This is a genomic window from Flavobacterium sp. (genome assembly GCF_036759525.1).
In the GTDB taxonomy this organism is placed as follows: domain Bacteria; phylum Bacteroidota; class Bacteroidia; order Flavobacteriales; family Flavobacteriaceae; genus Flavobacterium.
Genome location: NZ_DAIOUN010000001.1, coordinates 298,519 through 325,329, shown reverse-complemented (window position 1 = coordinate 325,329; position 26,811 = coordinate 298,519). Strand labels below are relative to the sequence as shown.

Annotated in this window: 26 protein-coding genes; 14 read left to right on the top strand and 12 right to left on the bottom strand. The window is 33.3% G+C overall.

Annotated features, from left to right (window positions below):
- Window positions 1-205: 205 nt before the first annotated feature.
- The 3 genes from V7M80_RS01525 to rnr form a co-directional block, all read right to left on the bottom strand.
- Window positions 206-889 (bottom strand): LysE family translocator, encoded by a 684-nt coding sequence (locus V7M80_RS01525; protein WP_333693528.1) that lies wholly within the window; start codon window positions 887-889, stop codon window positions 206-208.
- A 95-nt stretch (window positions 890-984) separates the two neighbouring features.
- Window positions 985-1,653, bottom strand: coding sequence for a head GIN domain-containing protein (locus V7M80_RS01520; RefSeq protein ID WP_333693526.1), 669 nt, complete (start codon window positions 1,651-1,653; stop codon window positions 985-987).
- A gap of 169 nt (window positions 1,654-1,822) precedes the next feature.
- Entirely contained in the window at window positions 1,823-4,000 is a 2,178-nt protein-coding gene (gene rnr, locus V7M80_RS01515; protein ID WP_333693525.1) for a ribonuclease R, read from the bottom strand.
- A gap of 109 nt (window positions 4,001-4,109) precedes the next feature.
- Here rnr and V7M80_RS01510 point away from each other — a divergent pair, with 109 nt between their 5' ends.
- Window positions 4,110-4,346, top strand: coding sequence for a DUF2007 domain-containing protein (locus V7M80_RS01510; RefSeq protein WP_333693523.1), 237 nt, complete (start codon window positions 4,110-4,112; stop codon window positions 4,344-4,346).
- Between the two features lie 825 nt (window positions 4,347-5,171).
- On the opposite strand, the gene V7M80_RS01505 is transcribed toward V7M80_RS01510, so the two are convergent.
- Both V7M80_RS01505 and V7M80_RS01500 read right to left on the bottom strand, forming a co-directional pair.
- Window positions 5,172-6,320, bottom strand: a complete 1,149-nt coding sequence (locus tag V7M80_RS01505) for a lycopene cyclase family protein (protein WP_333693522.1) — start codon at window positions 6,318-6,320, stop codon at window positions 5,172-5,174.
- Between the two features lie 71 nt (window positions 6,321-6,391).
- The gene (locus V7M80_RS01500) at window positions 6,392-6,910 is read right to left on the bottom strand and encodes a DUF1905 domain-containing protein (RefSeq protein ID WP_333693521.1); all 519 of its coding nucleotides are present in this window, start codon (window positions 6,908-6,910) and stop codon (window positions 6,392-6,394) included.
- 57 nt (window positions 6,911-6,967) lie between these two features.
- On the opposite strand from V7M80_RS01500, the gene rpiB reads away from it, so the two are divergent.
- Window positions 6,968-7,399, top strand: coding sequence for a ribose 5-phosphate isomerase B (gene rpiB, locus V7M80_RS01495; RefSeq protein WP_333693520.1), 432 nt, complete (start codon window positions 6,968-6,970; stop codon window positions 7,397-7,399).
- A gap of 91 nt (window positions 7,400-7,490) precedes the next feature.
- Window positions 7,491-8,396, top strand: coding sequence for a cation diffusion facilitator family transporter (locus tag V7M80_RS01490; protein ID WP_333693519.1), 906 nt, complete (start codon window positions 7,491-7,493; stop codon window positions 8,394-8,396).
- 2 nt (window positions 8,397-8,398) lie between these two features.
- Here the strand turns inward: V7M80_RS01490 and V7M80_RS01485 are convergent, their stop codons facing one another.
- From V7M80_RS01485 to V7M80_RS01470, 4 genes are all read right to left on the bottom strand, one after another.
- On the bottom strand, window positions 8,399-8,950 hold the full coding sequence (locus V7M80_RS01485) for a hypothetical protein (RefSeq protein ID WP_026709801.1): 552 nt from the start codon (window positions 8,948-8,950) through the stop codon (window positions 8,399-8,401).
- Window positions 8,951-8,958: 8 nt separating this feature from the next.
- A complete protein-coding gene (locus V7M80_RS01480) occupies window positions 8,959-10,596 on the bottom strand; it encodes a T9SS type A sorting domain-containing protein (protein ID WP_333693515.1) in 1,638 nt (545 codons plus the stop codon).
- Window positions 10,597-10,772: 176 nt separating this feature from the next.
- The gene (locus tag V7M80_RS01475) at window positions 10,773-11,291 is read right to left on the bottom strand and encodes a hypothetical protein (RefSeq protein WP_333693514.1); all 519 of its coding nucleotides are present in this window, start codon (window positions 11,289-11,291) and stop codon (window positions 10,773-10,775) included.
- An 8-nt stretch (window positions 11,292-11,299) separates the two neighbouring features.
- A complete protein-coding gene (locus tag V7M80_RS01470; protein WP_333693512.1) occupies window positions 11,300-11,674 on the bottom strand; it encodes a hypothetical protein in 375 nt (124 codons plus the stop codon).
- Window positions 11,675-12,065: 391 nt separating this feature from the next.
- On the opposite strand from V7M80_RS01470, the gene V7M80_RS01465 reads away from it, so the two are divergent.
- From V7M80_RS01465 to V7M80_RS01455, 3 genes are all read left to right on the top strand, one after another.
- Window positions 12,066-12,263 carry a helix-turn-helix domain-containing protein gene (locus V7M80_RS01465; RefSeq protein WP_333693510.1) on the top strand — a complete coding sequence of 66 codons (198 nt, stop codon included), beginning with the start codon at window positions 12,066-12,068 and terminating at the stop codon, window positions 12,261-12,263.
- A 145-nt stretch (window positions 12,264-12,408) separates the two neighbouring features.
- Complete coding sequence (locus V7M80_RS01460) at window positions 12,409-13,545, top strand: ATP-binding protein (RefSeq protein WP_333693508.1); 1,137 nt, start codon at window positions 12,409-12,411, stop codon at window positions 13,543-13,545.
- The gene (locus V7M80_RS01455) at window positions 13,545-15,668 is read left to right on the top strand and encodes a Tex family protein (RefSeq protein WP_333693506.1); all 2,124 of its coding nucleotides are present in this window, start codon (window positions 13,545-13,547) and stop codon (window positions 15,666-15,668) included. The genes V7M80_RS01460 and V7M80_RS01455 overlap by 1 nt, the downstream gene beginning before the upstream one ends.
- Window positions 15,669-15,728: 60 nt before the next feature.
- Here V7M80_RS01455 and V7M80_RS01450 read toward each other — a convergent pair whose 3' ends face one another.
- The gene (locus V7M80_RS01450; protein ID WP_333693505.1) at window positions 15,729-15,926 is read right to left on the bottom strand and encodes a Sec-independent protein translocase subunit TatA/TatB; all 198 of its coding nucleotides are present in this window, start codon (window positions 15,924-15,926) and stop codon (window positions 15,729-15,731) included.
- Window positions 15,927-16,100: 174 nt separating this feature from the next.
- Between V7M80_RS01450 and V7M80_RS01445 the strand changes: the two genes are divergently transcribed.
- From V7M80_RS01445 to rfbD, 8 genes are all read left to right on the top strand, one after another.
- The gene (locus V7M80_RS01445) at window positions 16,101-16,970 is read left to right on the top strand and encodes a M23 family metallopeptidase (protein WP_333693504.1); all 870 of its coding nucleotides are present in this window, start codon (window positions 16,101-16,103) and stop codon (window positions 16,968-16,970) included.
- A gap of 6 nt (window positions 16,971-16,976) precedes the next feature.
- Window positions 16,977-18,464 (top strand): GH3 auxin-responsive promoter family protein, encoded by a 1,488-nt coding sequence (locus V7M80_RS01440; RefSeq protein ID WP_333693503.1) that lies wholly within the window; start codon window positions 16,977-16,979, stop codon window positions 18,462-18,464.
- Window positions 18,465-18,566: 102 nt separating this feature from the next.
- Entirely contained in the window at window positions 18,567-19,430 is an 864-nt protein-coding gene (locus tag V7M80_RS01435; protein ID WP_333693502.1) for a carboxypeptidase-like regulatory domain-containing protein, read from the top strand.
- An 84-nt stretch (window positions 19,431-19,514) separates the two neighbouring features.
- On the top strand, window positions 19,515-21,209 hold the full coding sequence (locus tag V7M80_RS01430) for a DUF6909 family protein (RefSeq protein WP_333693501.1): 1,695 nt from the start codon (window positions 19,515-19,517) through the stop codon (window positions 21,207-21,209).
- 6 nt (window positions 21,210-21,215) lie between these two features.
- Window positions 21,216-22,190, top strand: coding sequence for a hypothetical protein (locus tag V7M80_RS01425; protein ID WP_333693500.1), 975 nt, complete (start codon window positions 21,216-21,218; stop codon window positions 22,188-22,190).
- 4 nt (window positions 22,191-22,194) lie between these two features.
- Entirely contained in the window at window positions 22,195-23,052 is an 858-nt protein-coding gene (gene rfbA / locus V7M80_RS01420; RefSeq protein WP_333693498.1) for a glucose-1-phosphate thymidylyltransferase RfbA, read from the top strand.
- A 40-nt stretch (window positions 23,053-23,092) separates the two neighbouring features.
- Window positions 23,093-23,644, top strand: a complete 552-nt coding sequence (rfbC, locus tag V7M80_RS01415; RefSeq protein WP_333693497.1) for a dTDP-4-dehydrorhamnose 3,5-epimerase — start codon at window positions 23,093-23,095, stop codon at window positions 23,642-23,644.
- Window positions 23,638-24,513 carry a dTDP-4-dehydrorhamnose reductase gene (rfbD, locus tag V7M80_RS01410; RefSeq protein WP_333693496.1) on the top strand — a complete coding sequence of 292 codons (876 nt, stop codon included), beginning with the start codon at window positions 23,638-23,640 and terminating at the stop codon, window positions 24,511-24,513. Before rfbC ends, rfbD begins: the two co-directional genes overlap by 7 nt.
- Here rfbD and V7M80_RS01405 read toward each other — a convergent pair.
- Window positions 24,510-25,769 (bottom strand): O-antigen ligase family protein, encoded by a 1,260-nt coding sequence (locus V7M80_RS01405; RefSeq protein ID WP_333693495.1) that lies wholly within the window; start codon window positions 25,767-25,769, stop codon window positions 24,510-24,512. The genes rfbD and V7M80_RS01405 overlap by 4 nt on opposite strands.
- Window positions 25,770-25,795: 26 nt before the next feature.
- Window positions 25,796-26,767, bottom strand: a complete 972-nt coding sequence (locus V7M80_RS01400) for an NAD-dependent epimerase/dehydratase family protein (RefSeq protein WP_333693494.1) — start codon at window positions 26,765-26,767, stop codon at window positions 25,796-25,798.
- Between the last annotated feature and the right edge of the window lie 44 nt (window positions 26,768-26,811).

Here is a 26,811-nt window from a genome sequence, read left to right as displayed (position 1 = left end):
TCAAGGAAACTTGGAGGTTTTTTTTATTGTAAATTTTTAGAAAAAATTAATTAAAAATAACGCAAAACCGTCTACCCCGGTTATCCTGATAGCTATCGGGAGGGCGATGCCTCTGAAAGAGTTGCTGAAAAGTAGCTCTTTTTTTTAAAAATTTTAGTTAACAGTGTCATTTCTCCTATCTTCGAAATGACAAAGGGTAAAAAAATCACTCCTTCATCTTCTCCAACTTCTCCTTAATCATTTCCTTTTCCTCAGGAAAAAAACCTTGAATGATTAAAAAGAATCCAAAAATCATTAAAATTACACTGATAACCCGTTTGATTTTATAAATAATATAAGGCGTTAAACGATTTTTAAGTTGTTTGGCTAAAATGATTTTGATAATATCAGTAATGAGGTAAGTTATAAGAATTACCGACATAAAAAGGACAATTCGATTAGGATTCATATCCATTTGCGGACCAAAAACGATGATGATTCCTACCCAAAAACCCAACACACCAATGTTGATGAAATTGAGTAAAAAACCTTTGAAGAATAAACCCAAATAATTGTTTTTTGGAATCGTATCGGTTGTGAACTCGGGATTTAAATTTTTTTTCTTGTTTTTTTTCTCCTTAATAAAAGATATAATTCCGTAAAAAAACATGATAACCCCACCAAAAATGAATAAACTCGGATCGTCTTTGAGTTTTTCCAACAATTGGTTAGTACTGAAATAAGCAATGAGTATAAAAACCAAATCTCCAAAAACAACCCCAAAATCAAACGTCATAGCGGCTTTAAAACCTTTGGTAATACTGGTTTCTATCAGTACAAAAAACACAGGACCAATGGTAAAAGCCAAAAGAATTCCCCACGGAATAGCAGCTAAAATATCGTTAAGCATGAATGTTTGTTTCAGGTTTCAAGTTTCAGGTTTCAAGTTTAACCCAAACTTTACAAATGCTAATTTAAAATTTAATATTCAAATTAATACATTTCTTAGTTCATTTCTTTAATTGAACCCCCTAAAACGGTTTTTTGATTGATTTGTTTTGGACTGCCGTAAATGTAAATATCACCTCCGGCTCTTACTTTAGCATCTACAAATTCTGTAGCAAAAATAGTGGCATTTCCACCGGCATTCAAGGAAATGGTAGTTTGTTCAGATTGGAAGTTTTTAGCCTGTAATTCAGCACCGGATGAAAGTATAATATCCTGATTGGCAGTAGTTCCGGTAATTCTTAATTTTCCTCCGGAAGTAGCTTTTATCGTTGCTTTTTTAACTTCTAAAGCTATTCTGATTTCGGCTCCTTCTTTGGCATTTAAATTAAAATTAATGGCTTTTATTGGTTTTTCTGAAATAACATAAGAACCTTCACTAGCTTCCACACCTTCCAATTTTTTATAATAAACGGTTACTTCAATTTCTTCGCCTTTTAAAAGTTTTGGAAACGGCATTCTTATTTTTAAATCGCCATTGTTATTCACTACTTCCACTTCTGCTGCTCTAGAACCTTTGATTTCTACTTTATTTTCTGTTGATGGAATGAGCTGAGCCGAAATTCTGTCAAATATTTTTACGGTTGTAAAGTCGCCCGGATTCTTAGTTATATTTTGAGCAAAAAAAGGAGAAGTAGCTAGTATAAATAATAAAATGATTTTTTTCATGATTTGAGAATTTTAAAAGTCATACAACTTCAAAAATGATACCATTTTACAGATTTAAGCAGTTAGAATAAAACAATTTTTTCATCCCTATAATTCATTTAAGTTCTAGAATGTGAAACTTAAACAACTGGTATGGTTCAATTATTTACAGCTTTTTGTAGTTCAACAATTATTCTTTTCTTCTAATAAAATGAAAATCCAATTGTTTCTTCACTAAATCAGCATTTTTAACTTTAACATAAACTTCGTCACCTAATTGTAAAATACTTTTAGAAACTTCACCTACTAACGCATATTGTTTTTCATCAAATACATAGTAATCTTCGCGAATTTCTCGGATTCTCACCATTCCTTCGCATTTATTTTCGATGATTTCTACATAAATTCCCCATTCAGTAACCCCGGAAATTACACCTAAAAATTCCTGATCTTTGTGGTCTTGCATGTATTTCACTTGCATGTATTTGATGCTATCTCGTTCGGCTTGAGCGGCCAAATTTTCCATATCAGACGAATGAGCACATTTTTCTTCGTACACTTCTGCCGAAACCGATTTTCCGCCATCCAAATAATACTGCAACAAACGATGCACCATCACATCCGGATAACGACGAATAGGCGAGGTAAAATGCGAATAATAATCAAACGCTAATCCGTAATGACCAATATTTTCGGTAGAATAAACGGCTTTACTCATACTTCGTATGGTCAATGTATCAACTAAATTTTGCTCTTTTTTACCGTTTACTTCATTCAATAAATTATTCAACGATTTCGAAATATCTTGTTTGGATTTGAAGTTTATTTTATATCCAAATTTTGAAATTACCGTTTGTAAATTGATTAATTTATCTTCATTCGGCTCATCGTGAATTCGGTAAACAAAGGTTTTCTTTTGCTTTCCGATGAATTCTGCTACTTTTCGATTGGCCAGTAACATGAATTCTTCAATTAAATGATTGGCATCTTTAGATATTTTAAAGAAAACACCAACCGGTTCTGCCTGTTCATTCAAATTGAATTTTACTTCTACTTTATCAAAGGATATTGCTCCGTTTGCCATTCGCTTTTGACGTAAAATTTTAGCTAATTCATCCAATTTTAAAGTAGCTTCTACCACTTTTTCATCTACTTTATAATCTTTTCCGGTTAACGAAATTTCAGCCGGAATTACCTCTTTTTTAGTTTCTATAATGTATTGAGCTTCTTCATATGCAAATCGCTGATCCGAATAAATCACCGTTCTTCCAAACCATTGATTGATTACCTCTGCTTTAGGTGAAACTTCAAAAACGGCAGAGAAGGTAAATTTATCTTCGTGTGGATTTAGCGAACAAGCATCGTTGCTCAACACCTCCGGAAGCATCGGAACCACACGATCTACTAGATAAACCGATGTAGCTCGTTTATAAGCTTCATCGTCCAAAATGGTTCCTTCTTGCAAATAATGCGAAACATCGGCAATGTGAATGCCTATTTCATAATTTCCATTGTCTAATTTTTCAAACGATAACGCATCATCAAAATCTTTGGCATCTTTTGGATCAATCGTAAACGTTAATGTTTTTCGCATATCGCGACGTTTGGCAATCTCTTCTTCAGTAACTGAAGTATCAATTTTATTTGCGTAAGCTTCCACTTCAATCGGGAAATCATACGGCAAACCATATTCGGCTAAAATGGCGTGAATTTCGGTATTGTGCTCTCCGGGTTTTCCTAACACTTTAATCACTGAACCAAACGGACTATCGGCTTTTTTGGGCCAATCTTCCATTTTTACTAAAACTACATCACCATGTTCCGCATCACCTATTTTATTTTTTGGGATGAAAATATCCGTATACATTTTAGCATTGGCAGTTGTGACAAACGCAAAATTCTTTTGAATATCAATTACTCCCACAAATTCTGTTTTAGCTCGTTCCAAAATTTCCAATACTTCAGCTTCGGGTCGGCGAGAGCTTCTTCGGTTGTAGATATAGGCTTTTACTTTATCTCCATCCAAGGCGTGATTGAGGTTAATAAATGGAATAAATACATCATCTTCCAATTCATCACACATAAAATAACCGGTTTTTCGGGAAGTCATATCGATAGTTCCTTCGTAATATTCGGCTTTGGAAACCATTTGATACTTTCCAATTTCAGTTTCATGTATTTTATCCTGTGCTTTTAAAATTTTTAAATCACGGATAATTTCATTTCTACTTTTAGTATCCGTTAATTCTAAAACAGCAGCTATTTGTTTGTAATTGAATGATTTATTCGGTTCTTTGGATAAAATTTTAAAAATCTGTGCGGTAAAATCTTTGTTCTTTTTACCTAATTTTTTGGGTTTCTTACTCATAGTTCTTTTCTAATAATGCTGAAAATTACGAATAAGATAGCAGAAAATAGAATTTAGAAAGTAGATTTATTGAAAATATAACTTTTGTATCTTTATAAAAATTTGCAAAATGAAAGACTTTGTAACCATAGCGATTTTCAATTTACCCTCTGAAATTGCGGTTTTAAAATCCATTTTAGAAAATGAAGGAATTCCTTATTTTTTTGAAAATGAAACGATTGTTTCAATTGATCCTTTTGCAAGTATTGCGTATGGTGGAATTAAATTAAAAGTACATCGCAATGATGAAGAACTGGTTCGAAATATCTTAGATAATTTAGACAATCATCTTCGGATTGTAGAATAGCTATTTCTCACAGAAAACTCGAAAAGCAAAGAATTATTCTTTTTAAAAATTAAGAACACAGATTATAAAAATTTGAGAAATCTTTATAATCAATGGAACGCGGATCCCGATAGCTATCGGAACGGATTAGCTACGCTAAACGCAGATTTAATCGGATTTTCCAAACTTAAAAGAAATAAATTCTTCAAACTTCTATCCAAAAATCAAAAGAACACGGATTTTTAAAATTTAAGAAATCTAAAACCTTTTACCAATTACCCTTCACCCATTACCTAAAAATCTAAATAGTTTTCAACATTCTTTAAAAACATCAAAAAGAAATTTTAAATTAATTTTAATTTTATGATGGTTATTATAGTGTGTTAATTTGTAGAAAAACTTTTTTGATAAATAATTTGAAATGCAGTTTCAATTAGTTTTACAAAATTATCAACACCTTTTTGGGAATTTAAAAACTTGAAAATGACTGTTTTTTTTGTTTTTGTTAACAGTTGTTAACATTCATTTTTGAATTGTAATTCTGAATAAGTTTGTTGTAAAAAACTGTTGAAAACCGAGTTGAAAAAGTTGATAATTTTAAAGTAAAAAATCAAAACTAAAGTTGATTTTTTCATTTCAATTTTTGTTTAGAAAAAATTTCTTTACTTCTTTAAAATACTTCTAAAATTCTATCTGAATTTATTAACAATCCATGTTAATTTAATGTTATCTGAATATCAAGCAATTATGAAATGCTGTTAACAATGGAAAGATTTAAGGTTTGCTACAGTTGTCTGTTATCGGTTATCCGTTGTCAGTCAACCATTTACAGATAACGGAAAACAGTCACACCAATTTCCACAAAGCTCGAAAAGTAGCCTTAATAAAAAGCCATTTGGGTAAGGTTAACATCACTTTTAAATCGGAGAAAATAGATCCTTCTTCGTTTAAAAATGTAAAGATATTTTGAATGGGATTTTTTTGAAAAAGCGTTCCAAAAAGTTGAGCTCCTAATTCGTTATTTTGATGTAAAACTTCCAACAAAATTAAATCGTACAACCAGTATCTATTTTTTTGATGAAATTGGGTTAGGTTTTGATTGGTTTTTAGAAATTCCACCAATTTTTTAGATTGTTTTTTACTGTTGAAAAACGTAAAACCGGTGCTTGCTTTTGTCCAACCACCTGCCGTTCCGATGAATAAAATCCTTTTTGAGTTTTGTTTGTGAAAAGGAAAACACGTCATCGGAATGTTTCCGGCTTCTTTTTCAACAATTTCATACTCTTTTATTCCAAGATTTTGAAGATAATTTTGAATGGCTGTTTCGTATTCAACTTTTTCTAATATATCTTCTGAAAACAATGTATATTCAAATAAAGCTTCGCTTTTTGAAGTCGGCAAAACATACATAAATCGGGTATTTCCGTTTTGTTCAATCGTAAAATCCATAAATTTTACTTCCGAATCATCAAAAATTTCCTCTTTGGTTTTGATGAACCAACCAATAAAATGTTGTTTTAAATACGGATATTTATTTTGGTTGAGAAGCGGATTGACATCAAAAAAACTATTCAATAAAAAACTTCCGCAATAGATTCGATTTTTTCCAGTGATATCGACCGAATTTCCAATCGTTTTCCAATTTAAAATTTCATCATTTATAAAAGTAAAATTAGATTTAGCCGAAATAGTATCGAATACCAATTTGTAAAAATCACTACTTCGAATCATTTTATACAAATAAGGATGCATGGAAAATGATTGTTGAAAATCCTGATTTCCTATGAATGCTTTTTCCCAGGTTTTGGATAAAATAGCATCAAATTCGCCGTTGGGTTCTTCCCAAAAACACCAGGTTCGGTCGTTTTGGTTTTTGGTTTCTTTGTCGATGATTAAAATCGATTTGTCATCAAACCAAGTATCATTCGCCATTCGATATGCGGTGAGCAAACCAGATAAACCGGAACCCAGAATGATGTAATCGTATTTTTTCATTTATTTTTGTTTGACACGAATTCATCAATTATTTCTTCTAATTTGTAGAATTCGTGAATTCGGGGCCACTATTAAAATTTATTTTTAAAACGCTTAAAATCTTCATTCAACCCTTTAAAGTCCAAAACCCCTTTTCGATTTTTCAAATGCTCTAAAATTACGAATGATTTTTCAATCCGAAGTTGTGAACTTTTGTATTTATTCACTACATGAATTAACGTTCTTTGTTTGCCGGGTGTGAGTTGATGAAACAAATGACTTCCTTCCGGGTCGCTGAACAAAACTTCTTGCATTTCCTCAGAAAGCGGCATACCGTATTTACTTTCGTCTTTTACTAATTCTACTTCCACTTCATCATTCAAATGTAGATTCAGTTTTTTGCAGATTGCTCTATTCAATAAAATATAATGAAAGGTTCCTTTAGGCAACATCGCACAATGAAAAGAAAAATCTTTATTTAAGGTACAAACAACACGTTTGTCTTTGGATAACTCAACTAAAGTTGAAAAAACATTTTCCGGAATAGGGATGTGTAATTCCCAATACAAAACATTATCATCAAACGAACAAACCTGACCGTTAAATTTCATCCTAACCTGATTGAATTTGATTATTTTTGTAAAGATAAAAATAACAACACAACTAAAATGAAAATATCCATAGGAAACGATCACGCCGGCCCGGATTATAAAAAAGCCATCGTTGATTTTTTAGAAAAAAATGGCCACGAAGTCATCAATCACGGAACCAACACCACTGATAGCGTGGATTATCCCGATTTTGGTCATCCCGTAGCCATCGATGTTGAGACAGGAATAGCCGATTTAGGTATCGTCATTTGCGGCAGCGGAAACGGAATAGCTATGACGGTAAACAAACATCAAGGCATTAGAGCTGCTTTGTGTTGGACGAAAGAAATAGCGGCTTTGGCCAGACAACATAACGATGCCAATATTATTAGTATTCCGGCTCGATTTACTTCGATTCCGCAAGCGGTGGAAATGGTGGATACGTTTTTGAAAACCGATTTTGAAGGCGGAAGACATCAGAATAGAGTGAATAAAATAAGTTGTTCGTAATAGTTTGAACCATTAAGAAATTAAGGTTCATAAAGTTTTAGTTTCTTAATGTTTCTTAATTCCTTAATGGTTTTAAAAATAAAAAACCTAAATGTCCACCAACCCTAAAATTCACAAACACAACGTAAAAGGCAATAATTTAATTTATTCGATTTTACTGAACACATTGATTACGATTGCTCAGGTAATTGGCGGCATTTTTTCCGGTAGTTTGGCCTTAATTTCGGATGCGTTGCACAATTTTTCAGATGTGCTTTCGCTGATTTTTAGTTTGGTGGCACACAAATTATCAAGAAGAAAAGCGTCCATCAGTCATACATTTGGTTACAAAAGAGCCGAATTAATTGCAGCGTTTATCAATGCCTCTACATTGATTATTGTGGCATTTATATTGATTTATCATGCGATACTAAAATTGATGCAACCTGAACCCATTGAATCGAACTTAGTGATTTGGTTAGCCCTTTTAGGAATTGTCGTCAACGGTTTTTCAGTGTTATTACTTCGTAAAGATGCCGCTCATAATTTGAATATGAAATCGGCTTATTTGCATTTGTTAACCGATATGATGGCCTCTGTGGCGGTTTTAACCGGAGGTTTGTTGATGAAATATTATAAAATATATTGGGTAGATAGTGTGATGACTTTGTTAATTGCCTTGTATTTAATTGTGGTTGGTTTTGATTTGTTTATAAAATCCACCAAAATGTTGATGTTGTTTACACCGGATACCATCGACATTAAAGAAATTGTTCGCGAGGTACATCAAATCAAAGGGGTTGGGAAGTTGCACCACATTCACGTTTGGCATTTAAACGAAGAAGAACTGCATTTAGAAGCTCATCTCGATTGTGCTGCCGACATCAAAATGAGTGAATTCAACGATTTATTGCAGGAGATTGAAGAAGTGCTTTATGATAAATTCAACATCAATCACGTGAATATTCAACCGGAATTTCAGAAGGTTGATCCGAAGGATTTTATTGTGCAGGATTAGAATTATAATTCGTCTATTTCATTTATTTTTTTAAATGATTTTTCATATTTTCCATCAATAAAATAAATAAAACTTCCCTCTATTGATTGATTTGACGTTATCCCTGAAACAAATAAATTCATGTATTTTTCAGTTAGATTGGTGTTGTAGAATTCAACATCAATTCCAAATAACGGTTTTTTTAGAAGATAATCAGTATCCATTAATGCAGCATCATAATATTCCGCTACTACAAATAATTCGATATTATTTTGTAAACATCTATTTTGTACAATATTCAAAGCGTAACAAAATTCACTTTTACATTTTGGTTTCCAAATATAGATGAGCGACTTAGGGTATTGTTTCAAGCAATTTTTTATATCCTCATGATGTATAACAATTACTTTTTTTGGGTTTTCAAATCGACATGCTTTCGCCGCATCATATTTTTCAATTAACGATGGTTTCGCTTTTTTTGTTGAATGATAGTAACTGTAAAGTCCCTGAAAACTTCCGTTTATTTTACAGGAAGTGAGGGATAAAAGTAGTATTATGAAGATATTTTTTTTCAACGTTAAATCTACTTCACTATCATTTTCTTTATCAAGACTTTATCATTATCAAATGTAACTTTTACCAAATAAAGCCCTTTTGAAATCCCATTTATATTGTATTCATTTGAATTATTTTTATTTTTAAAAACAAGTTTACCCAACATATCAACTATTTCTACCGTTTCTATTTTATCAATAGATGAAATCGAAAAAGAACCATTGTTAGGGTTTGGGTATAAATTTACATCCGCAATAACGGCATCGTTCAATGATAAAGGATTAGGATCAAAACGGGCAATGAACGTATTGTCAATTGTCAAGGCTGCCCAAGGACTGTTATTATATAAAAAATTGGGTTGAAGAGCACCAGCAGTAGTAACACTGGATTGACTTTGGGTTCTACCAAGTAAAAAAAAGCTATCGTTTTTAAAGAGTACATTCATAATTTGATCGTCTAAATTTCCTCCAAAATAACTACCCCATTCTCTTTGCCCATCGGGATTAAACTTGATGATATATCCATCATTGATGCTGTTGATAATTGGTTGAAAGGAATTAGTCGTACTTATATTTTCAATCAAAAATGTACCGCCAAAAAGATAAATAGTATCACTAAATATTTTAATTCTAACAGAATTATAATAAGTAACAAAATTTGTAAAGTTATTATTTTCCCCTACGTAACTACCCCATATTCGTTCCCCGTTTTCATTGAACTTTACAAGATAATTGGTATAAGTAGAATTGATTTTTGTAGATTGGAAAGAATTTGGCGTTGTGATATTTGTATTGCTTGATGTCATACCGGAAACATAAACAAATCCATTGTTGCATTTTAAGTTATTATTAAAATTTCTTTCAGTTGAAGTACCACCATAGTATGTGCTCCAAATGCGTTGTCCATCAAATGAGAATTTTGTAATAAAGGTATCACTACAACTTCCCGGAGAAGGTTGGTGACAATTAGGTGTAGCAAAATAATTGTTGGGCGTAAAAGTAGGAGGGCAATCTACAGTTAAACCTGTTAAAAAAAGACCAGTTTGTCCAATATCTATGGAAGCAATGTAAGATGCATTTGAGCCATAATAAGTTGCCCAAACTCGATTTCCGGTATCACTAAATTTAGCTATTACTGAACCCGCATCGTTTTTAATTTCTTGAAATACTCCAGTTGTTGCTAAATTGGTACTAGATGTTTGAAAGGCAATATAAAAATGATTAGCAGTATCATTTATAATTGAACTTCTAATAAATATGCTATTAACATCACCATTATTTAACGCGACTCCTATATTTCCGCCGAAATAGGTACTCCAAAACACGCTTCCTAATGGATTTAATTTTACTATAAATACAGCAGACAAACCTTCTAATTGTGTTTGGAAAGCATTTTCTGTACTTATATTCTGTGCACTGTTAGTCGCTCCAATGCAATAAATGTTGTCGTATTTATCAATAGAAATTGCTTCAATTACATCTATATTTTCTCCTCCAAAATAAGTAGCCCATAGTAAATTACCTTCCATGCTAAATTTTGCAATAAATCCATCTGAGTTACCTCCGCCAAAAACTTCTTGATGAGCATTAGGTGTGGTTAGATTAAATTGCCCATTTTGATTTTGTTGCACTTTACCAACGATATAAATATTACCTTGGCTATCCATTTCGCTATCGGCAATTTTAATGCTTTCGTCACCAAAATAGCTCGCCCACGTTTTTAAATAATTGGGTTGAGCATGAAGAAATGATGAGATAAATAAAAGTACTAATATAATTTTTTTTTCATAGCTTTAAATATTTAAACCCCTATCAAACAATTATTTGATAGGGGTTAATATGATTAATTATCATAAATAACTATTAATGCACCTCCCAACGGAAGCATTCCATTTGGTTCATATGTAGCCTCCCAACCATTGCCAGATAATGGAACAGTACTATTATCAAATAAATTTCCACCGCCTAGCGACCCATTTGGTCCAACTTGAAATTTTATAAAATGAAAAACTTGAGGAGCTGCAAGTGCATTGTTTAGGTTAGTACTCAGAAAATTAGCCCATGTAGCTCCGGCAGTAAACTGTCTTTGCCAAGCATTAATATTTGGAAAACTTGTGGGAGAATAAAACGGAAAATAAGTGGCGTTTGGGTTTTCTAACGTGTAAGTAGTACCAGAAGGCACATTGATAATTCCTCCTGAATAATTGGTTCTAAATCTTGGATAAGTAGAAGTGGCACTTGACTTACTTTGAATTTCTCCAACCTGAACGTTATAGCTGGAAAAATTAAAAATATATACTGTTTTTTGAGCAAAACTAGTGATGCTTAAAAAGAAGGCTAAAAGTAAAATGATTTTTTTCATGTCTTTGTTTAGTTAGAGGTTACAATTTTGGTTTTTTCAGCATAAAGTTGCAATGCCATTGTAATGATAGAGGCATTATCGTCTCTTTTTTTTGACGCTTCAACAGCTGATTCTAATCCATTTGCTATTAGAAGTAGCTCTGCATTCTCTAATAAGATGTCATTTTTTGTTTTTTCTTCTTTTTCAGCGGTAACATTTATTTTAAAACTGGGTGAGTTTTTAATTTTTAACCATTCAATCATTGAGTTCCTGAAATTTGTCATTTCAGGGGTTTTTGCCGCCTCTGGCATTTTACTCGTTGTTGATGTTATTTCTTCTTCTGAGGCACAAGCAACAAAAAAAACGGCAAAAATCAGTAAGAGGTAATTTTTAAAATTTTTCATTAATTTGCATTAATTAAATGAATTGCAGTCTTACTATGTCGTCGAAAACATATAAAAAAGTAAGGCTGCTTTTTTGTGTTTGTTTGGTCGTTCAAATTGTTGCTCAACAAACTTCAATAGTCAACAATTTGTTTCTAAAAAGTACTTACAAAAAACTAGAAAGGCATTTTTTGTATTGTGTCACAAGTGGGTGGTTAGTACTTTTAAACCCTTAAAAATTTGATTATTAACTTGATAATTCCAAATATAAGGAGTTAAAAACAATAAACCTAGTCAGAATCTGACTAAAATTAACACTTAAAATTTGTAGGAATCATTTTTTTTCTTTCTACTTTTGTAAAACCCAAAACAAATTAGCCTAAAACAGTTATTCATGTTTTAATGCAATGCTATGTCTTCTAAAACCTTACAAAAAATTCGTCAACTCAGAAACGATAAAAACCTTACACAAGAATTTGTGGCAGAACAGATTGGTTGTTCCCAAAGTCATTATGCCAAACTGGAAAATGGAAAAGTGAAGTTAAATTTAGTAACCATAAACAAAATAGCTTCTGTATTAGAGGTAAATGCCACTGAATTAATGGATTAAATTCATTTTATATTGTTTGATATTTATATATTTTTGTAAATTCCGTCAACCAACTGACTCAATTTAGCTAAATTCCGTCAACAAACTGACGGAATTTACATTTTTTTACTATCTTTGTTCTTTCAATGCTAATTCAATTTTGAAAATGAATTATTATAAAAGAGCTGTGTTAGCTGATTTTCAATCCAAATTAAAACCGAATAAAGTATTAATTTTATTGGGAGCAAGACGCGTAGGCAAAACGCAACTGATAAAAAAATATTTAGAAAATGCAGATGAAAAAGTACTTCAACTAAATGGAGAAGACGTAAACGACGCTCGTTTGTTGGAAGAGAGAAGTTTGGCTAACTATTCAAAATTATTGCAAAATATTTCCCTATTAGTTATCGATGAAGCTCAGAATATTACAGATATTGGTCTGATTTTGAAATTCATAGTAGATACCATAGATGGAATAAAAGTCATTGCAACCGGTTCGTCTATGTTTGATTTAGCCAATAAATTAGGTGAACCATTGGTAGGAAGAAAAAGCACATTGTATTTATTTCCGTTGGCACAATTAGAGTTTTTACAGTTTGAAAATTATAAACAAACTACTGAAAATTTAGAAACCCGATTACTTTATGGCGGCTATCCTGAGTTGACTCATTATGAATCATGGGATGAAAAAAAAGATTATTTAAAAGAAATAGTGAATGCTTATCTGTTGAAAGATATTTTAATTTTTGAAGGTATTAAGAACGCAGATAAAATTTATGATTTACTGCGATTGATTGCATTTCAAATTGGCAAAGAAGTTTCGTTGCAAGAGTTAGGAAATCAATTGCAAATGTCTAAAAACACGGTAGAACGTTATTTAGATTTGTTGTCTAAAGTGTTTATATTGTTCAAAGTAGAAGGTTTTTCAAGAAATCTTCGCAAAGAAATAACCAAATCAAGCCGTTGGTATTTTTATGATAATGGTATCCGAAATGCCATTATTAATAATTTTACTTCGTTGAATAACCGAACAGATGTTGGCGATTTATGGGAAAATTATCTTGCCTCTGAACGAATGAAAAAACAAGCCTATCAAAAAATGTCAAAACATAATTATTTTTGGCGAACCTATGACCAACAAGAATTAGATTGGTTAGAAACCGAAGCAGATAGTATCAATGCTTTTGAATTCAAATGGAGTGAAAATAAGAAATCTAAAATTCCAATTGCTTTTGCAAAAGCTTATCCGGAAGCAACATTTGAAGTAATTAACAAACAAAATTATTTAGAATTTATTACCTAATGACCAACATCCAATATATTCAAAACGCCACACAACTTCCCACTAAAGGAGTTGAAAACACAATTAATCTGTTAAATGAAGACTGCACTATCCCTTTCATTTCCCGTTACCGAAAAGACCAAACCGGAAATTTAGATGAAGTGCAAATCGAACAAATTTTCAAACTCAACAAACAATTTGAGGAAATTGTTAAGCGAAAAGAATCCATTTTAAAAGCTATTGAAGAGCAAGGACAATTGTCGGCGGAATTAAAGTTGAAAATTGAAAATTCGTTCGATTTACAGGAAATAGAAGATTATTATCTTCCTTATAAGAAAAAGAAAAAAACCAAAGCCGATGTGGCTCGCGAAAAAGGATTGGAACCGTTGGCCAAAATCATCATGGCTCAAAACAGCGATGACATTGAATTTATTGCGTCTAAATATTTGAATAATCAAGTTGCTAATGAAGATGAAGCCTTACAAGGAGCACGAGACATTGTTGCCGAATGGATCAATGAAAACACGTTTATTCGAAAAAATCTCCGTCGTTTATTTCAGCGAAAAGCCATTGTTTCAACTAAAGTGGTGAAATCAAAAAAAGAAGACGAAGCCGCTCAAAAATTCAATCAGTATTTTGATTGGGCCGAACCCCTTTCGAAAGCACCATCGCACCGATTATTGGCCATGTTGCGTGCCGAAGCCGAAGGTTTTGTAAAAATGAATATCGAAATCGAACCCGAAGAAGCTATCGAATTCATCGAAAATAATACGATTAAAAATAACAAAGAAACGGCACATCAATTAAAATTAGCGATAAAAGACAGTTACAAACGATTGCTCGAACCGGCTATTTCCAACGAAACACTTCAAGAATTTAAAACTAAAGCGGATGCCAAAGCGATTGAAGTTTTTGCCCAAAATTTGAGTCAGCTTTTGTTGGCTCCGCCTTTGGGAGAAAAGCGAATTCTGGCCATAGACCCGGGCTATCGCACGGGTTGTAAAGTGGTTTGTTTGGATGAAAAAGGCGATTTGTTGTATAACGAAACCATTTATCCGCATCCGCCCCAAAACGAACATGCTATGGCGATGAAAAAAATTCGTTCAATGGTGAATGCGTACAATATTGAAGCGATTTCAATTGGAAACGGAACAGCCAGCCGAGAAACTGAATTTTTCATCAAAAAAATTGCATTCGATAAGCCTGTTCAAGTATTTGTGGTTTCTGAAGCCGGAGCATCGGTTTATTCGGCTTCCAAAATTGCTCGGGATGAATTTCCGAATTATGATGTGACTGTACGCGGTTCAGTTTCCATCGGAAGACGATTGGCCGACCCGTTGGCTGAGTTGGTAAAAATTGATGCCAAATCCATCGGAGTGGGGCAATACCAACACGATGTGGATCAAACGAAATTAAAGGAAGAATTAGATACGGTTGTCGTTCGTTGTGTGAATTCGGTGGGTGTCAACTTGAATACCGCCAGTAAATCGTTGTTGAGTTATGTTTCCGGAATTGGCGAAAAAATGGCCGAGAACATTGTGGCTTTCCGTTCCGAAAATGGTCCGTTTGAAGATAGAAAACAGTTAAAAAAAGTACCGCGATTGGGCGAAAAAGCCTTTCAACAAGCGGCGGCTTTTATTCGTATTCAAAACGGAAAAAACCCATTGGATAATTCGGCGGTACATCCGGAAGCGTATGCACTTGTGGAAAAAATGGCGAAAGATTTAAAAATATCTTTAACCGATTTAATCGGAAACAAAGAAAAAATAGCGTTGATCAATCCCGAAAATTACACCAATGAAACCATTGGAATTTTAGGAATCAAAGACATTTTAAAAGAACTCGAAAAACCCGGACTTGACCCCAGAACATCGGCAAAGGTTTTTGAATTTGACCCGAATGTCAAAAAAATGTCCGATTTGCGAACTGGCATGATTTTACCCGGAATTGTAAACAACATTACCGCTTTTGGCTGTTTTGTGGATATCGGATTAAAAGAAAGCGGTTTGGTTCACATTTCACAACTCAAAGCCGGATTTGTTTCGGATGTAAATGAAGTGGTGAAATTACATCAACACGTTCAAGTAAAAGTAGTTGAGGTGGATGAGGTGCGAAAGAGAATTCAGTTGACTATGGTATTATAAAAAAAACCAAACACAAATTACTTAACTTGTGTTTGGTTTTGGGATAAAGAGAAATGAAACTTACTCTTTGGTATCGTCTTCTTTTTTAACAGCCGGTTGGTCTTCTTTAGCAGCGTTTTTAAATTCTTTAATTCCGCTTCCTAAACCTTTCATCAATTCCGGAATTTTTTTACCTCCAAAAAATAAAAGTAAAACCACAATGACCAATACAATTTGCATAGGTCCCGGAATTCCCAAAAATATAGCTAATGCATTCATGTTTTAAACTTTAATTGAGGTACAAAGGTAAAAATAATTTAGTGTAATTGTTCAGATTCTAAACAATTCTTAACTAAAAACTACGTTTAACAGCATTATCTTTGTGTAAAACAAGAAATCAGACGCTTTTTACAGAAGCTTTAATTCCTATATTTGTGTATAAATTATAAAAACATGTCAGAAAAACGTCTGAAAAGGCAACGACTCAAAAAAAAGTTATTTACCAAAAATCGTTTGGTGGTTTTAAATGAAGATACATTTGAAGAGATTTTTTCTTTAAAACTCAACTTGATGAATGTTTTTGTGGTAGTTACCGTTTCGGCTATTCTTCTTATTTCAATCACGACTTATATTATCGCTTTTACACCTTTGCGAGAATTTATTCCGGGTTACGCTTCGAATAAATTGAAAAAGGATGCTACTATTTTAGCAGTAAAATCAGATTCTTTAGCTTTGGAAGTTAAAAAAAACGAGTTATACATAGAATCTATTAAAAAAATCTTAACCGGAGATTTGGAATATGCTCATTTTAATAAAGATTCAATATTAGCAAAAGAAGTTCCCGATCCTTCGAAGTACAAATTGAATCCTTCGGAAGAAGAAAAGAAATTAAGAGAACAAGTAGCATTGGAAGACAAGTATAATCTTTTTGAAAAAGCTCAAGCCAAAATAAGTTTGGTTTTGTTTCCTCCGGTAAAAGGAAGTATCACCGATAGCTACAATGCCAAAAATAAACACTTTGCGGTAGACATCGCCGTGGCCAAAGATACCCCTATAAAATCGGTTGCCAATGGCACGGTTGTGTTTGCCGATTGGACACCCAATACCGGAAATGTTATTATTATCAAACATCGGGAAGGAATTTTATCGGTTTACAAACATGCGGCCAGTTTAACCAAAACGCAAGGCGATGTGGTACGAACGGGAGAAGTAATAGCTTTGGCCGGATCTACCGGAAAAGAATCAACCGGGGTGCATTTACACTTTGAACTTTGGAAAGATGGATTCACCATTGACCCCACTCAATTTATTGATTTTGAATAGGAAATTATGCGAATTAAAGTTTTAGCTGCTAAACTTTTAGCCCAAAAAGTAAATAGAGAAACTCAAAAATGGGCTTCAAAACCAGAAGAAACCCAACAAAAGGTTTTTAAAAGGTTGATTAAGGAAGCATCTCAAACCCAATTTGGCAAAGAGCATCATTTTGATCAAATCAAAACGGTTCAAGATTTTGCAGCAAAGGTTCCGGTTCGTGATTATGAAGCGTTACGTCCCTATGTTGATTTGGTTGTACAAGGAAAACCCAACATTTTATGGAAGGGCAAACCCATTTATTTTGCCAAAACATCGGGAACAACATCCGGTGCCAAATATATTCCCCTTACCAAAGAATCAATTCCATTTCATATACAAGCGGCTCGAAACGCATTACTGAGTTATATTTATGAAACCGGAAATGCCGATTTTGTGAAAGGGAAAATGATTTTTTTGCAAGGAAGTCCCATTTTAGAAGAAAAAAACGGAATTAAACTTGGGAGACTTTCCGGTATCGTAGCTCATTATGTACCGAAATACTTACTTAAAAATCGTATGCCATCTTGGGAAACCAATTGCATAGACGATTGGGAAACCAAAGTAAATGCAATTGTTAACGAAACGATTAAAGAAGATATGACGGTAATTTCCGGAATTCCGGCATGGGTGCAAATGTATTTTGAAAAACTTCAGGAAAAGTCAGGAAAGAAAGTGGGCGAGTTGTTCCAAAATTTCAGTTTGTATGTGTATGGCGGGGTAAATTTTGAACCGTATCGAGCTAAATTTGAAAATTTAATCGGTCGTAAAGTCGATTCGGTTGAATTGTTTCCGGCTTCCGAAGGGTTTTTTGCCTATCAAGACAAGCCAAACGAAAAAGGCATGTTGCTCTTGCTAAATGCCGGTATGTTTTATGAATTTATCAAAGCTGACGAGTTTTTTACCGAAAATCCCAAACGATATACAATTGGAGAAGTAGAATTAGGGGTAAATTATGCACTAATTATCTCTACCAATGCCGGACTTTGGGCCTATAATATTGGAGATACAGTTCAGTTTACTTCCTTAAAACCGTATCGTGTGATTGTTTCCGGCAGAATCAAACATTTCATTTCGGCTTTTGGCGAACATGTGATAGGAAAAGAAGTAGAACAGGCTTTAAAAGAAGCGATGGATGGCACAACTGTTCGAGTAAATGAGTTTACTGTTGCTCCACAAATTACTCCAGAATCCGGATTGCCTTATCATGAATGGTTCATTGAATTTGAAAACGAACCCGAAAACACGGAATTGTTTGCCTTAAAAATCGACAATGCTATGCGTAAACAAAATACATATTATAATGATTTGATTGAAGGAAAAGTGTTGCGAACATTGGTTATAACCAATGTGGCTCAGAACGGTTTTCAGGATTACATGAAGTCCATTGGAAAATTGGGAGGACAAAACAAATTGCCTCGGTTGTGTAACGACCGTGCAATTGCAGATAAATTAAAAAGTTTATAAAGTGCTTTTTTGTCATTCTGTAAGATGACGAAGTCGAAATAAGGCACGAGCGTCAGCGAACTGGCGAAGCAATCTCCTGCATCACAGGCAAAAAGCAAAAAAATGATCAAAACCAAACTACTACTTTTTCTTTTATTCACCATTTCAACCCTTTCTGCCCAAATTTCCGGCACCGTGAAAGACAGCACAACAGGAAAACCCATTCCGTATGTAAATATTTGGATAGAAAATGGAGATTTAGGAACCAATTCAGAAATAGATGGAACCTTTTATTTGAAAGCAGCACCCCATCAATTTCTGGTTTTTTCATCTTTGGGTTATGAAACCAAAAAAATTTCTGCTTCACAAAGTCAGACCATTTGGTTGCAACCCAAAATTTACGAACTACAAGAAGTGGTTTTAGAAAAAAGAAAAGGGAAAAACAGGGTAAGCCATGGCGATTTTTCGGGAATAAATCTCAATTCGGGAGTAACCAATACCGGACAAGACGAAGTTCATATTTGGGGTAAATGGATACAACCGCATGAAAAAATAAGAAAGCACCCATACTTAGAGTCTATTGAATTCAAAACCCGTTCACAGTTAAAAAATGTAATCATGCGATTGCGTTTTTATGACGTAAATGCCGAAGGTATTCCTTTGGGCGACATGGTAACAGATGAAATATTGATAACCGTACAAAAGGGAACCCGATTAAATCGGGTTGATCTTTCGGTTTATCAAATTAAAATTCCGGAGAATGGTATGATTATAGGATTTGAATATTTAAAATTGGAGCAAAATAAATTCGAATACATTTACACCGTTCAAGGTGAAAAAGGACGAAAAAAAGGAATGAGATATGAGCCTTCAATAGTGGGGTTTTTTCCGGGCGGAAAAAATCTTATGGTTTTAAATAAAGACGATTCATTGCGTCGATCTTACGGAACTGTAGAATTGGCCGTAAAGTTAAATTTGATAGACTAAAAAAGCAGAACATGCAGTAAGATTCCTAAATTTACACGACTAAAAATAAAAAAACTACCTTTGTAGGTTAGAAAACAGAAATAAATGAAAGAAATTAAAAACATATCTCGTTCCAGAGCTCAAGAATCTTCTGCGGCTATAGAGCGATTATACATTACTATGCGTCATTTGTTTAACCGAGGATTTTATAAGCCCATGGGGGTATCCGGTGAGACATTGCGGGAAGCGTTACTGCAATTACGCCCCGAAATTTATGGTTCTATTGCCGAGGAAAAAGTAGAACTCAACGGTTTGTTGTATGTTATTGAACGCCTTCCGGTTGGAATTGAGGAGTGTAGATACATCAATTTAACTTCGGATGAAGGGTACTCTAAATCGCATTTTCAAGCCATCGTTCCTCCTAAAAGAAGACGTAATTGCTACCGCATTGATGAAGAACAAATGAATGTAGAAATTACGCGTGGACGTTCGGATATTTATGACATATTAACACATTTGACTTTTATTTTTATCGAATCGCATAAAATTAAAGATCGCGTTTTATTGGATGAAAACCATTTTGAAGTAACTCGCGATTGGAAAAAAGTGGAACATTATGTGTTACAAGGAAAAAAATTGTCTCAAATAGATAAAGAAAAAGCAATTTCTCATGCTTCAAATGTTTTAGGAAGAAGTTTTTCTGAAATTATTGATATTTATGATGCATTTGGAACATCAGAAAAGCCGGATCGTTTTTTACACATTATCTATTGGTTGGGGAAATTGGCTATCGAAGAAGTTGTAGACAATACTAAACGGACAATTACATTTAGTCCTATTTTAAGAGAACGCTTAGGGCATCATATACATGGAGAATTTTGGGCTACCCGAATTAAAGATGTATTAAAAGAAAACGGTTTGTTGAATAGACCCATTCACATTATTAGTGCCAATATGCACAGTGTAATGAATTCTTTATTTGCTACTCAAGTTCTAAAATCTAAATATAAAGACAAACCCGATTTTTTTATTTATGAAGAGTTAAGCAAATCAGGAGCCAATGATTTGCGTAGCAAAGTTGAGGAATTTGCATTAAAAAACGGAATGATTTCTTTGTTGGATACTTCGGGGACCAATATTGATGTACAAGTTTTTGATACAGCGAAAATAGATTTTGCCAAAACTAATTTTTCTAAAGCAACCTTTAACGGACAAAAACCGGTATTAATTGTAATGGACTATGCTTTTGGCGAACAAGCTTATGAAACGATTGACGAATTATTAAAACCTTATAAAGAGGGCAAGTCCAAACAGACCTTTTTAGAAGTTGAGTCGGTTTCTATAATGGGTAAAGCCGGAATTTTGCAAGGCGGAAAAGGAGATATCATGATTCCGTCGGCTCATATCAATGAAGGAACCGGTGATAACTATCCTTTTGAAAACGAGTTAACAGCCGCCATGTTAATGGGTAATGATATTCCCGTTTTTGCCGGCCCAATGGTTACCGTTTTAGGAACTTCATTACAAAACAAAGATTTATTGAAATTTTTCCATGAATCAACTTGGGGTGTAATTGGACTGGAAATGGAAGGAGCCTATTACCAAAAAGCCATTCAATCGGCCTCCAAAATTAGAAAAAGCATACCCGAAAACGTAAAAGTACGTTATGCCTATTATGCCTCAGATAACCCTTTAGAAACCGGAAGCACATTAGCCTCCGGAGGATTAGGCACCACTGGTGTAAAACCTACTTATTTGATTACCATCAAAATTTTAGAACAAATTTTTAATATTAACTAAATTCATATGAGTTCAAACACATCACCCAATACTGATAATCAAGAAATAGACTTAGGTCAGTTAGCTCAAAAAGTGAGCGGATTGTATGACCGATTTTTGAATAGTATTTTCAAATTCATATTGTTTTTGAAAAGAAATGCGGTAGTATTGGGGTTGCTTTTTGTTGTAGGAGCCGCTATAGGATTTTTTCTAGACAAAAAAGTAAAAACCTATAACCATCAGATGATAGTGTTGCCCAATTTTGGTAGTACCGATTTTGTTTACGCCCAAATTGATTTGTTGCAATCTAAAATCAAAGAAAATGACACCATATTTTTAAAGGAGATTGGAATTAAAGAACCCAAAAAATTAGGTGAAATAAAAATTGAACCCATTATTGATGTTTACAAGTTTGTAGACAACAAAGTAGAAAATTTTGACTTGTTAAAATTAATGGCAGAAGATGGAAATATAGACAAAATAATAGAAGGTAAAATAACCAGTAAAAACTATCCATTTCATACCTTGACTTTTACGACTTCAAAACTTTCTTCAAAGGATCAAACAGTTGAACCTATACTTAATTTCTTAAACGAATCGGATTATTTTAAACAAATTCAAAAAGAGTCTTTGCAAAACATTCAAGTAAAAATGAATGAAAACGATTCTATAATTTCTCAAATTAACGGGGTTTTGAATCAGTTTAAAAACAAAATGAATTCCAATACAGGAGATAAGTTGGTTTATTTTAATGAGAACACGCAATTAAATGAGATTATAAAAACCAAAGATCTTTTGATTCGCGAACAAGGGAATTTACGTTTAGATTTGGTGAATTTAAGCAAAGTAGTACGCGATATTAGTTTTATAATTAATCAAAAAGAAACCAAAGGGGTAAACGGAAAATTGAAATTTGTACTTCCATTCTTGTTTATATTCTTATTTATTTTAGGCGGAAATTTGATGCGATTTTATAAAATACAATCCTTAAAAAACCAATAATTTCATGAAAGGAATTATTTTAGCCGGAGGTTCCGGTACGCGATTACATCCGTTGACATTGGCTGTGAGTAAGCAATTAATGCCTATTTACGACAAGCCCATGATTTATTATCCATTGTCCACCTTGATGTGGGCCGGAATTCATGAGATATTAATAATATCTACACCACATGATTTGCCTTTGTTTCGCCAACTTTTGGGAGATGGAACAAAGTTGGGATGCCGATTTGAATATGCGGTTCAAGAACACCCCAACGGATTGGCTGAGGCTTTTATTATAGGAAAAGAATTTGTGGGCAACGATAAGGTAGCCTTAATCTTAGGAGATAATATTTTTTACGGAACCGGTTTGGCAGAACTTCTTCAAGCCAATAACAATCCAAATGGAGGGATTATTTATGCTTATCACGTGCACGATCCGGAACGTTATGGTGTGGTTGATTTTGATAGCCATGGGAAAGTACTTTCAATAGAAGAAAAACCGGCAAAGCCAAAATCGAATTATGCTGTTCCCGGAATTTATTTTTATGACAATAGCGTTTTAGAAATCGCAGCAAACATAAAACCAAGTCCACGGGGTGAATTAGAAATAACAGACGTTAATAAAGAATACTTAAACCGTGGAAATTTGAAAGTTAGTATTTTAGATAGAGGAACAGCTTGGTTAGACACCGGAACGTTTCAATCGTTAATGCAAGCAAGTCAGTTTGTTCAAGTAATTGAAGAACGTCAAGGTTTAAAAATTGGAGCTATCGAAGAAGCGGCTTTTAAAATGGGTTTTATAGATGCCAATCAACTTAAAAAGTTAGCAGAACCATTGCTAAAAAGTGGCTACGGAACACATTTAATGGGATTAATTTAATTGACACATTGACGAATTGTCAAATTGACACATTATCACTATGAATTTTACAGAAACCAAGCTCAAAGGCTGTTTTATTCTAGAACCCAAAATAATTCAAGACGAACGCGGTTATTTTATGGAAAGTTTTAATGAACGAACTTTTCAAGAAGGAGTGGGGCAAAAAGTACATTTTGTACAAGACAATCAATCGTTTTCCTCAAAAGGAGTTTTACGGGGTTTGCATTACCAAACCGGTGAATTTGCACAAGCTAAATTGGTTCGAGTTTTACAAGGAGAAGTTTTGGATGTGGCGGTTGATATACGACCTGATTCGGAAACTTTTGGGCAGTATGAAGCCGTATTGTTATCCGAAACCAATCAGAGGCAGTTTTTTGTACCTAGAGGGTTTGCACATGGATTCTTGGTACTATCCGATACAGCCACTTTCTTTTATAAATGCGATAATTTTTACAATAAAGAATCAGAAGGCGGTATAATCTTTAATGATAGTTCTATTGGAATTGAATGGGGTTTTGATACCGAAAAATTAATTATTTCAGAGAAAGATCGGTTATTGCCTGTCTTGGAAAACGCAAAGAAAGTATGGTAGTTTTAGTTACAGGAGCAGGTGGACAGTTAGGGCAAGCTTTGCAGTTTTTGGCACCAAATTATCCGGATATACATTTTGTTTTTTGTGAATCAAGTCAGTTAGACATAACGAATTTGAACCATATTAAACAACAATTTAAACAATTTAAACCCTCTTTTTGTATTAACGCAGCGGCTTACACAGCCGTTGATAAAGCAGAAAGTGAACCCGAAAAAGCTCATTTAATCAATGTGGTTGGTCCAAAAAACCTGGCTGAGGTTTGTAAAGAATTTGACACTATTTTACTCCACATTTCAACTGATTTTGTGTTTGACGGAACCAAAGATTCTCCTTATACTGAAGATGATTTTCCCAACCCAACCGGTGTTTATGGACAAACCAAATCAGAGGGTGAAAAAGCGATTCAGGAAACTTGGCAAAAGCACTTCATCATTAGAACATCTTGGGTTTATTCACAATTTGGTAATAATTTTATGAAAACCATGCTTCGATTAGCCACTGAGAGAGATAAACTAGCCGTAGTAAACGACCAAATCGGAACCCCGACAAACGCAGTCGATTTAGCCGAAGTTTTGGTTAAAATAATTTTGTTCAACAACCAACAACCAACAACCAACAACTACGGTATCTACAACTTCTCCAACGAGGGCCAATGCAGTTGGTATGATTTTGCTAATAAAATCTTTGAAATTAATAACATCAAAATCAATTTAGAACCCATACCCACAACAAGTTATCCAACACCCGCAAAACGTCCGGCTTACAGTGTTTTGGATAAAAGAAAAATTAAAGATACATTTGGTATTGAGGTTAAGAATTGGGAGGAGAGTTTGAGAAAAACAGTAAATAAAATAAACTTAAAAGTTTAAATATTTTCAATTTTTTTGGCTTTTACAGAATCAAAATATTTAAAGTAACACAGAAAGATTAGCATAAAGAAATAAATTCCATTTTGTCTATAAAAATAATCTTCAATACAGCACATTAGAAAAGTATTTAAAATAAATACATAAAAAACGAAAGAGTTAATTTTAAGTGCAAAGTTTACAACTCTGTAGCAGAAATATAGAAACCCTGTAAACCCTACAATTCCTGATCCTAGCAATATATACAGAAAATAATTGTGTGATAAATATTTGTGATTTTCATAGAAAGAGGAATGGTATTTTGATTCAAAACAATTTAAAAGCTGATTTTGAATATCATAAAACCCTATCCCTTGCCAAAGATTGTTTTTTATAATTTCCCAATCACAGGTATAAATTGCTACTCTAATATTAGTTGAGTCGTGAGCTACACCTGTCGGGTTTATTCCAAAACTTGTAAAAATTTCAACAAACCGAATGTAAAGCCCTGGGACGTAAAATAACGAGAGTATGATGGATATAACTATTAGTAATATAAAAGCCGTTTTTTTTATACGAGAAATTGTAGTATGGAATAAAATGTAAACAATTAGAATTAGATTCATTACAACAATATTTAATTTCGTTAGCATTAAAAAAGTGATAACGTATAAAAATAAGAGAATGATACTATTGATAATTTTAGGATTGATTGTATTATTTTTTAATTGGTAAGCCATACAAAAAATCACAATTGAAGTGTAATAAGCCGGATGTATGCTAAATATTTTTGTTTCACTGTAAACAAAATCACGAAATAATGAGCTGTTGTATTTGGTTTCAATTAAACTAGAAACAGGTTTGTTTAATACAAACAATAAGAGATAGGAAACTCCCAAAATCACACAAACCCAAGTTAGTAAATTGAAATAGCGGTGTAATTTTTCCTTAGTAAATAAGTAAGAAGGTGCTAAATAAAACACTACAGGAAACAATAAAAAGAGCAAGGCGTGATTTATTGCACTTCCACTTTCTTTCAATCTACCATATAAAAATGCGTCTAACAGAATAATCCAAAAAGGGATAGTAAAAACAAGAATTTTTTTGTTTAGTTTTTCACCTTTTGAAAAACCAAATTTTACAGCGATTGTTAATAACCCAAAAATTAAAAAGGCAAGGGAAGATAAATTTTCTTTAAGTAAAGGAAAACAGAATAAAAGTAAGATAGAATAAGGATATCTTTTTACAATAAAATCTTTGATTTGGATTGATTTAATCATGGTAAAAAGATATCCTAAAGGATTTATTAAAAAACAGATTCGTGTTTTTTAACTTGAGTGTTAATCCATTCAAAAGTGAGTTTCATTCCTTCTAGTAAAGACATGGTTGGTTCCCAGTTTAATTTCTCTTTTAGAAGTTTATTATCAGAATTTCTTCCTCTAACTCCTGTTGGACCAGGAATATTTTTTATAGTTAAATTTTTTCCGGAAATTGCAATAGCCATATTGGCAAAATCATTAATTGAAATCATTTCCTCTGAACCTATATTAACAGGGCCTGTGAAATCAGAATCCATTAAACGAATTACAGCTTCAACGCATTCGTCTATGTACAAAAATGAGCGGGTCTGTTTTCCATCACCCCAGACTTCAATAGCATCTCCATCTTTGGCTTCGGCAACTTTTCTACACATTGCAGCAGGAGCCTTTTCTTTTCCACCATTCCATGTTCCTTGGGGTCCAAAAATATTATGAAAACGAGCTATTCGAACCTCCATTCCATAATTTCTATGATAAGAAAGATAAAGACGTTCGCTAAATAATTTCTCCCAACCGTATTCACTATCCGGATTTGCAGGATACGCAGAATCCTCAGAACATTTGGGGTTATTAGGGTCCATTTGATTGTATTCAGGATACATACAAGCAGAAGAGGAGTAAAAAATTTTTTTCACACCTGATTTTTGAGCGGCACCTAAAATATTTAGGTTACATAAAGCAGAATTATTCATAACATCAGCATCGTGTTCACCGGTAAATATGTATCCGGCTCCACCCATGTCTGCGGCTAACTGATAGATTTCGTCTATATCCTGAACTACTTTACTTGCTATAATTGGGTCTCTTAAATCGCCTAAAATAAATTCGTTTGAGTTGTTGTTTCCATATTCATTTTCTTTTAAATCAACACCTCTTACCCAAAATCCTAATGATTTTAATTTGTTTACCAAATGCCCCCCAATAAATCCACCTGCACCACAAACTAATACTTTTTTCATACTAACGCTTAAAATTAAATAACAAAGTTAGTTTTTTTGGTTTT

Coding starts and splice junctions, on each gene's coding strand:
- V7M80_RS01450 (WP_333693505.1), bottom strand. CDS start 15,926: ATGAATGCATTAGCTATATTTTTGGGAATTCCGGGACCTATGCAAATT.
- V7M80_RS01490 (WP_333693519.1), top strand. CDS start 7,491: ATGTCCACCAACCCTAAAATTCACAAACACAACGTAAAAGGCAATAAT.
- rfbA (WP_333693498.1), top strand. CDS start 22,195: ATGAAAGGAATTATTTTAGCCGGAGGTTCCGGTACGCGATTACATCCG.
- V7M80_RS01505 (WP_333693522.1), bottom strand. CDS start 6,320: ATGAAAAAATACGATTACATCATTCTGGGTTCCGGTTTATCTGGTTTG.
- V7M80_RS01460 (WP_333693508.1), top strand. CDS start 12,409: ATGAATTATTATAAAAGAGCTGTGTTAGCTGATTTTCAATCCAAATTA.
- rpiB (WP_333693520.1), top strand. CDS start 6,968: ATGAAAATATCCATAGGAAACGATCACGCCGGCCCGGATTATAAAAAA.
- V7M80_RS01510 (WP_333693523.1), top strand. CDS start 4,110: ATGAAAGACTTTGTAACCATAGCGATTTTCAATTTACCCTCTGAAATT.
- V7M80_RS01475 (WP_333693514.1), bottom strand. CDS start 11,291: ATGAAAAAAATCATTTTACTTTTAGCCTTCTTTTTAAGCATCACTAGT.
- V7M80_RS01440 (WP_333693503.1), top strand. CDS start 16,977: ATGCGAATTAAAGTTTTAGCTGCTAAACTTTTAGCCCAAAAAGTAAAT.
- V7M80_RS01500 (WP_333693521.1), bottom strand. CDS start 6,910: ATGAAATTTAACGGTCAGGTTTGTTCGTTTGATGATAATGTTTTGTAT.
- V7M80_RS01435 (WP_333693502.1), top strand. CDS start 18,567: ATGATCAAAACCAAACTACTACTTTTTCTTTTATTCACCATTTCAACC.
- V7M80_RS01400 (WP_333693494.1), bottom strand. CDS start 26,767: ATGAAAAAAGTATTAGTTTGTGGTGCAGGTGGATTTATTGGGGGGCAT.
- V7M80_RS01445 (WP_333693504.1), top strand. CDS start 16,101: ATGTCAGAAAAACGTCTGAAAAGGCAACGACTCAAAAAAAAGTTATTT.
- V7M80_RS01520 (WP_333693526.1), bottom strand. CDS start 1,653: ATGAAAAAAATCATTTTATTATTTATACTAGCTACTTCTCCTTTTTTT.
- V7M80_RS01430 (WP_333693501.1), top strand. CDS start 19,515: ATGAAAGAAATTAAAAACATATCTCGTTCCAGAGCTCAAGAATCTTCT.
- V7M80_RS01470 (WP_333693512.1), bottom strand. CDS start 11,674: ATGAAAAATTTTAAAAATTACCTCTTACTGATTTTTGCCGTTTTTTTT.
- V7M80_RS01525 (WP_333693528.1), bottom strand. CDS start 889: ATGCTTAACGATATTTTAGCTGCTATTCCGTGGGGAATTCTTTTGGCT.
- rfbD (WP_333693496.1), top strand. CDS start 23,638: ATGGTAGTTTTAGTTACAGGAGCAGGTGGACAGTTAGGGCAAGCTTTG.
- rfbC (WP_333693497.1), top strand. CDS start 23,093: ATGAATTTTACAGAAACCAAGCTCAAAGGCTGTTTTATTCTAGAACCC.
- V7M80_RS01465 (WP_333693510.1), top strand. CDS start 12,066: ATGTCTTCTAAAACCTTACAAAAAATTCGTCAACTCAGAAACGATAAA.
- V7M80_RS01425 (WP_333693500.1), top strand. CDS start 21,216: ATGAGTTCAAACACATCACCCAATACTGATAATCAAGAAATAGACTTA.
- V7M80_RS01455 (WP_333693506.1), top strand. CDS start 13,545: ATGACCAACATCCAATATATTCAAAACGCCACACAACTTCCCACTAAA.
- rnr (WP_333693525.1), bottom strand. CDS start 4,000: ATGAGTAAGAAACCCAAAAAATTAGGTAAAAAGAACAAAGATTTTACC.
- V7M80_RS01480 (WP_333693515.1), bottom strand. CDS start 10,596: ATGGATAGCCAAGGTAATATTTATATCGTTGGTAAAGTGCAACAAAAT.
- V7M80_RS01405 (WP_333693495.1), bottom strand. CDS start 25,769: ATGATTAAATCAATCCAAATCAAAGATTTTATTGTAAAAAGATATCCT.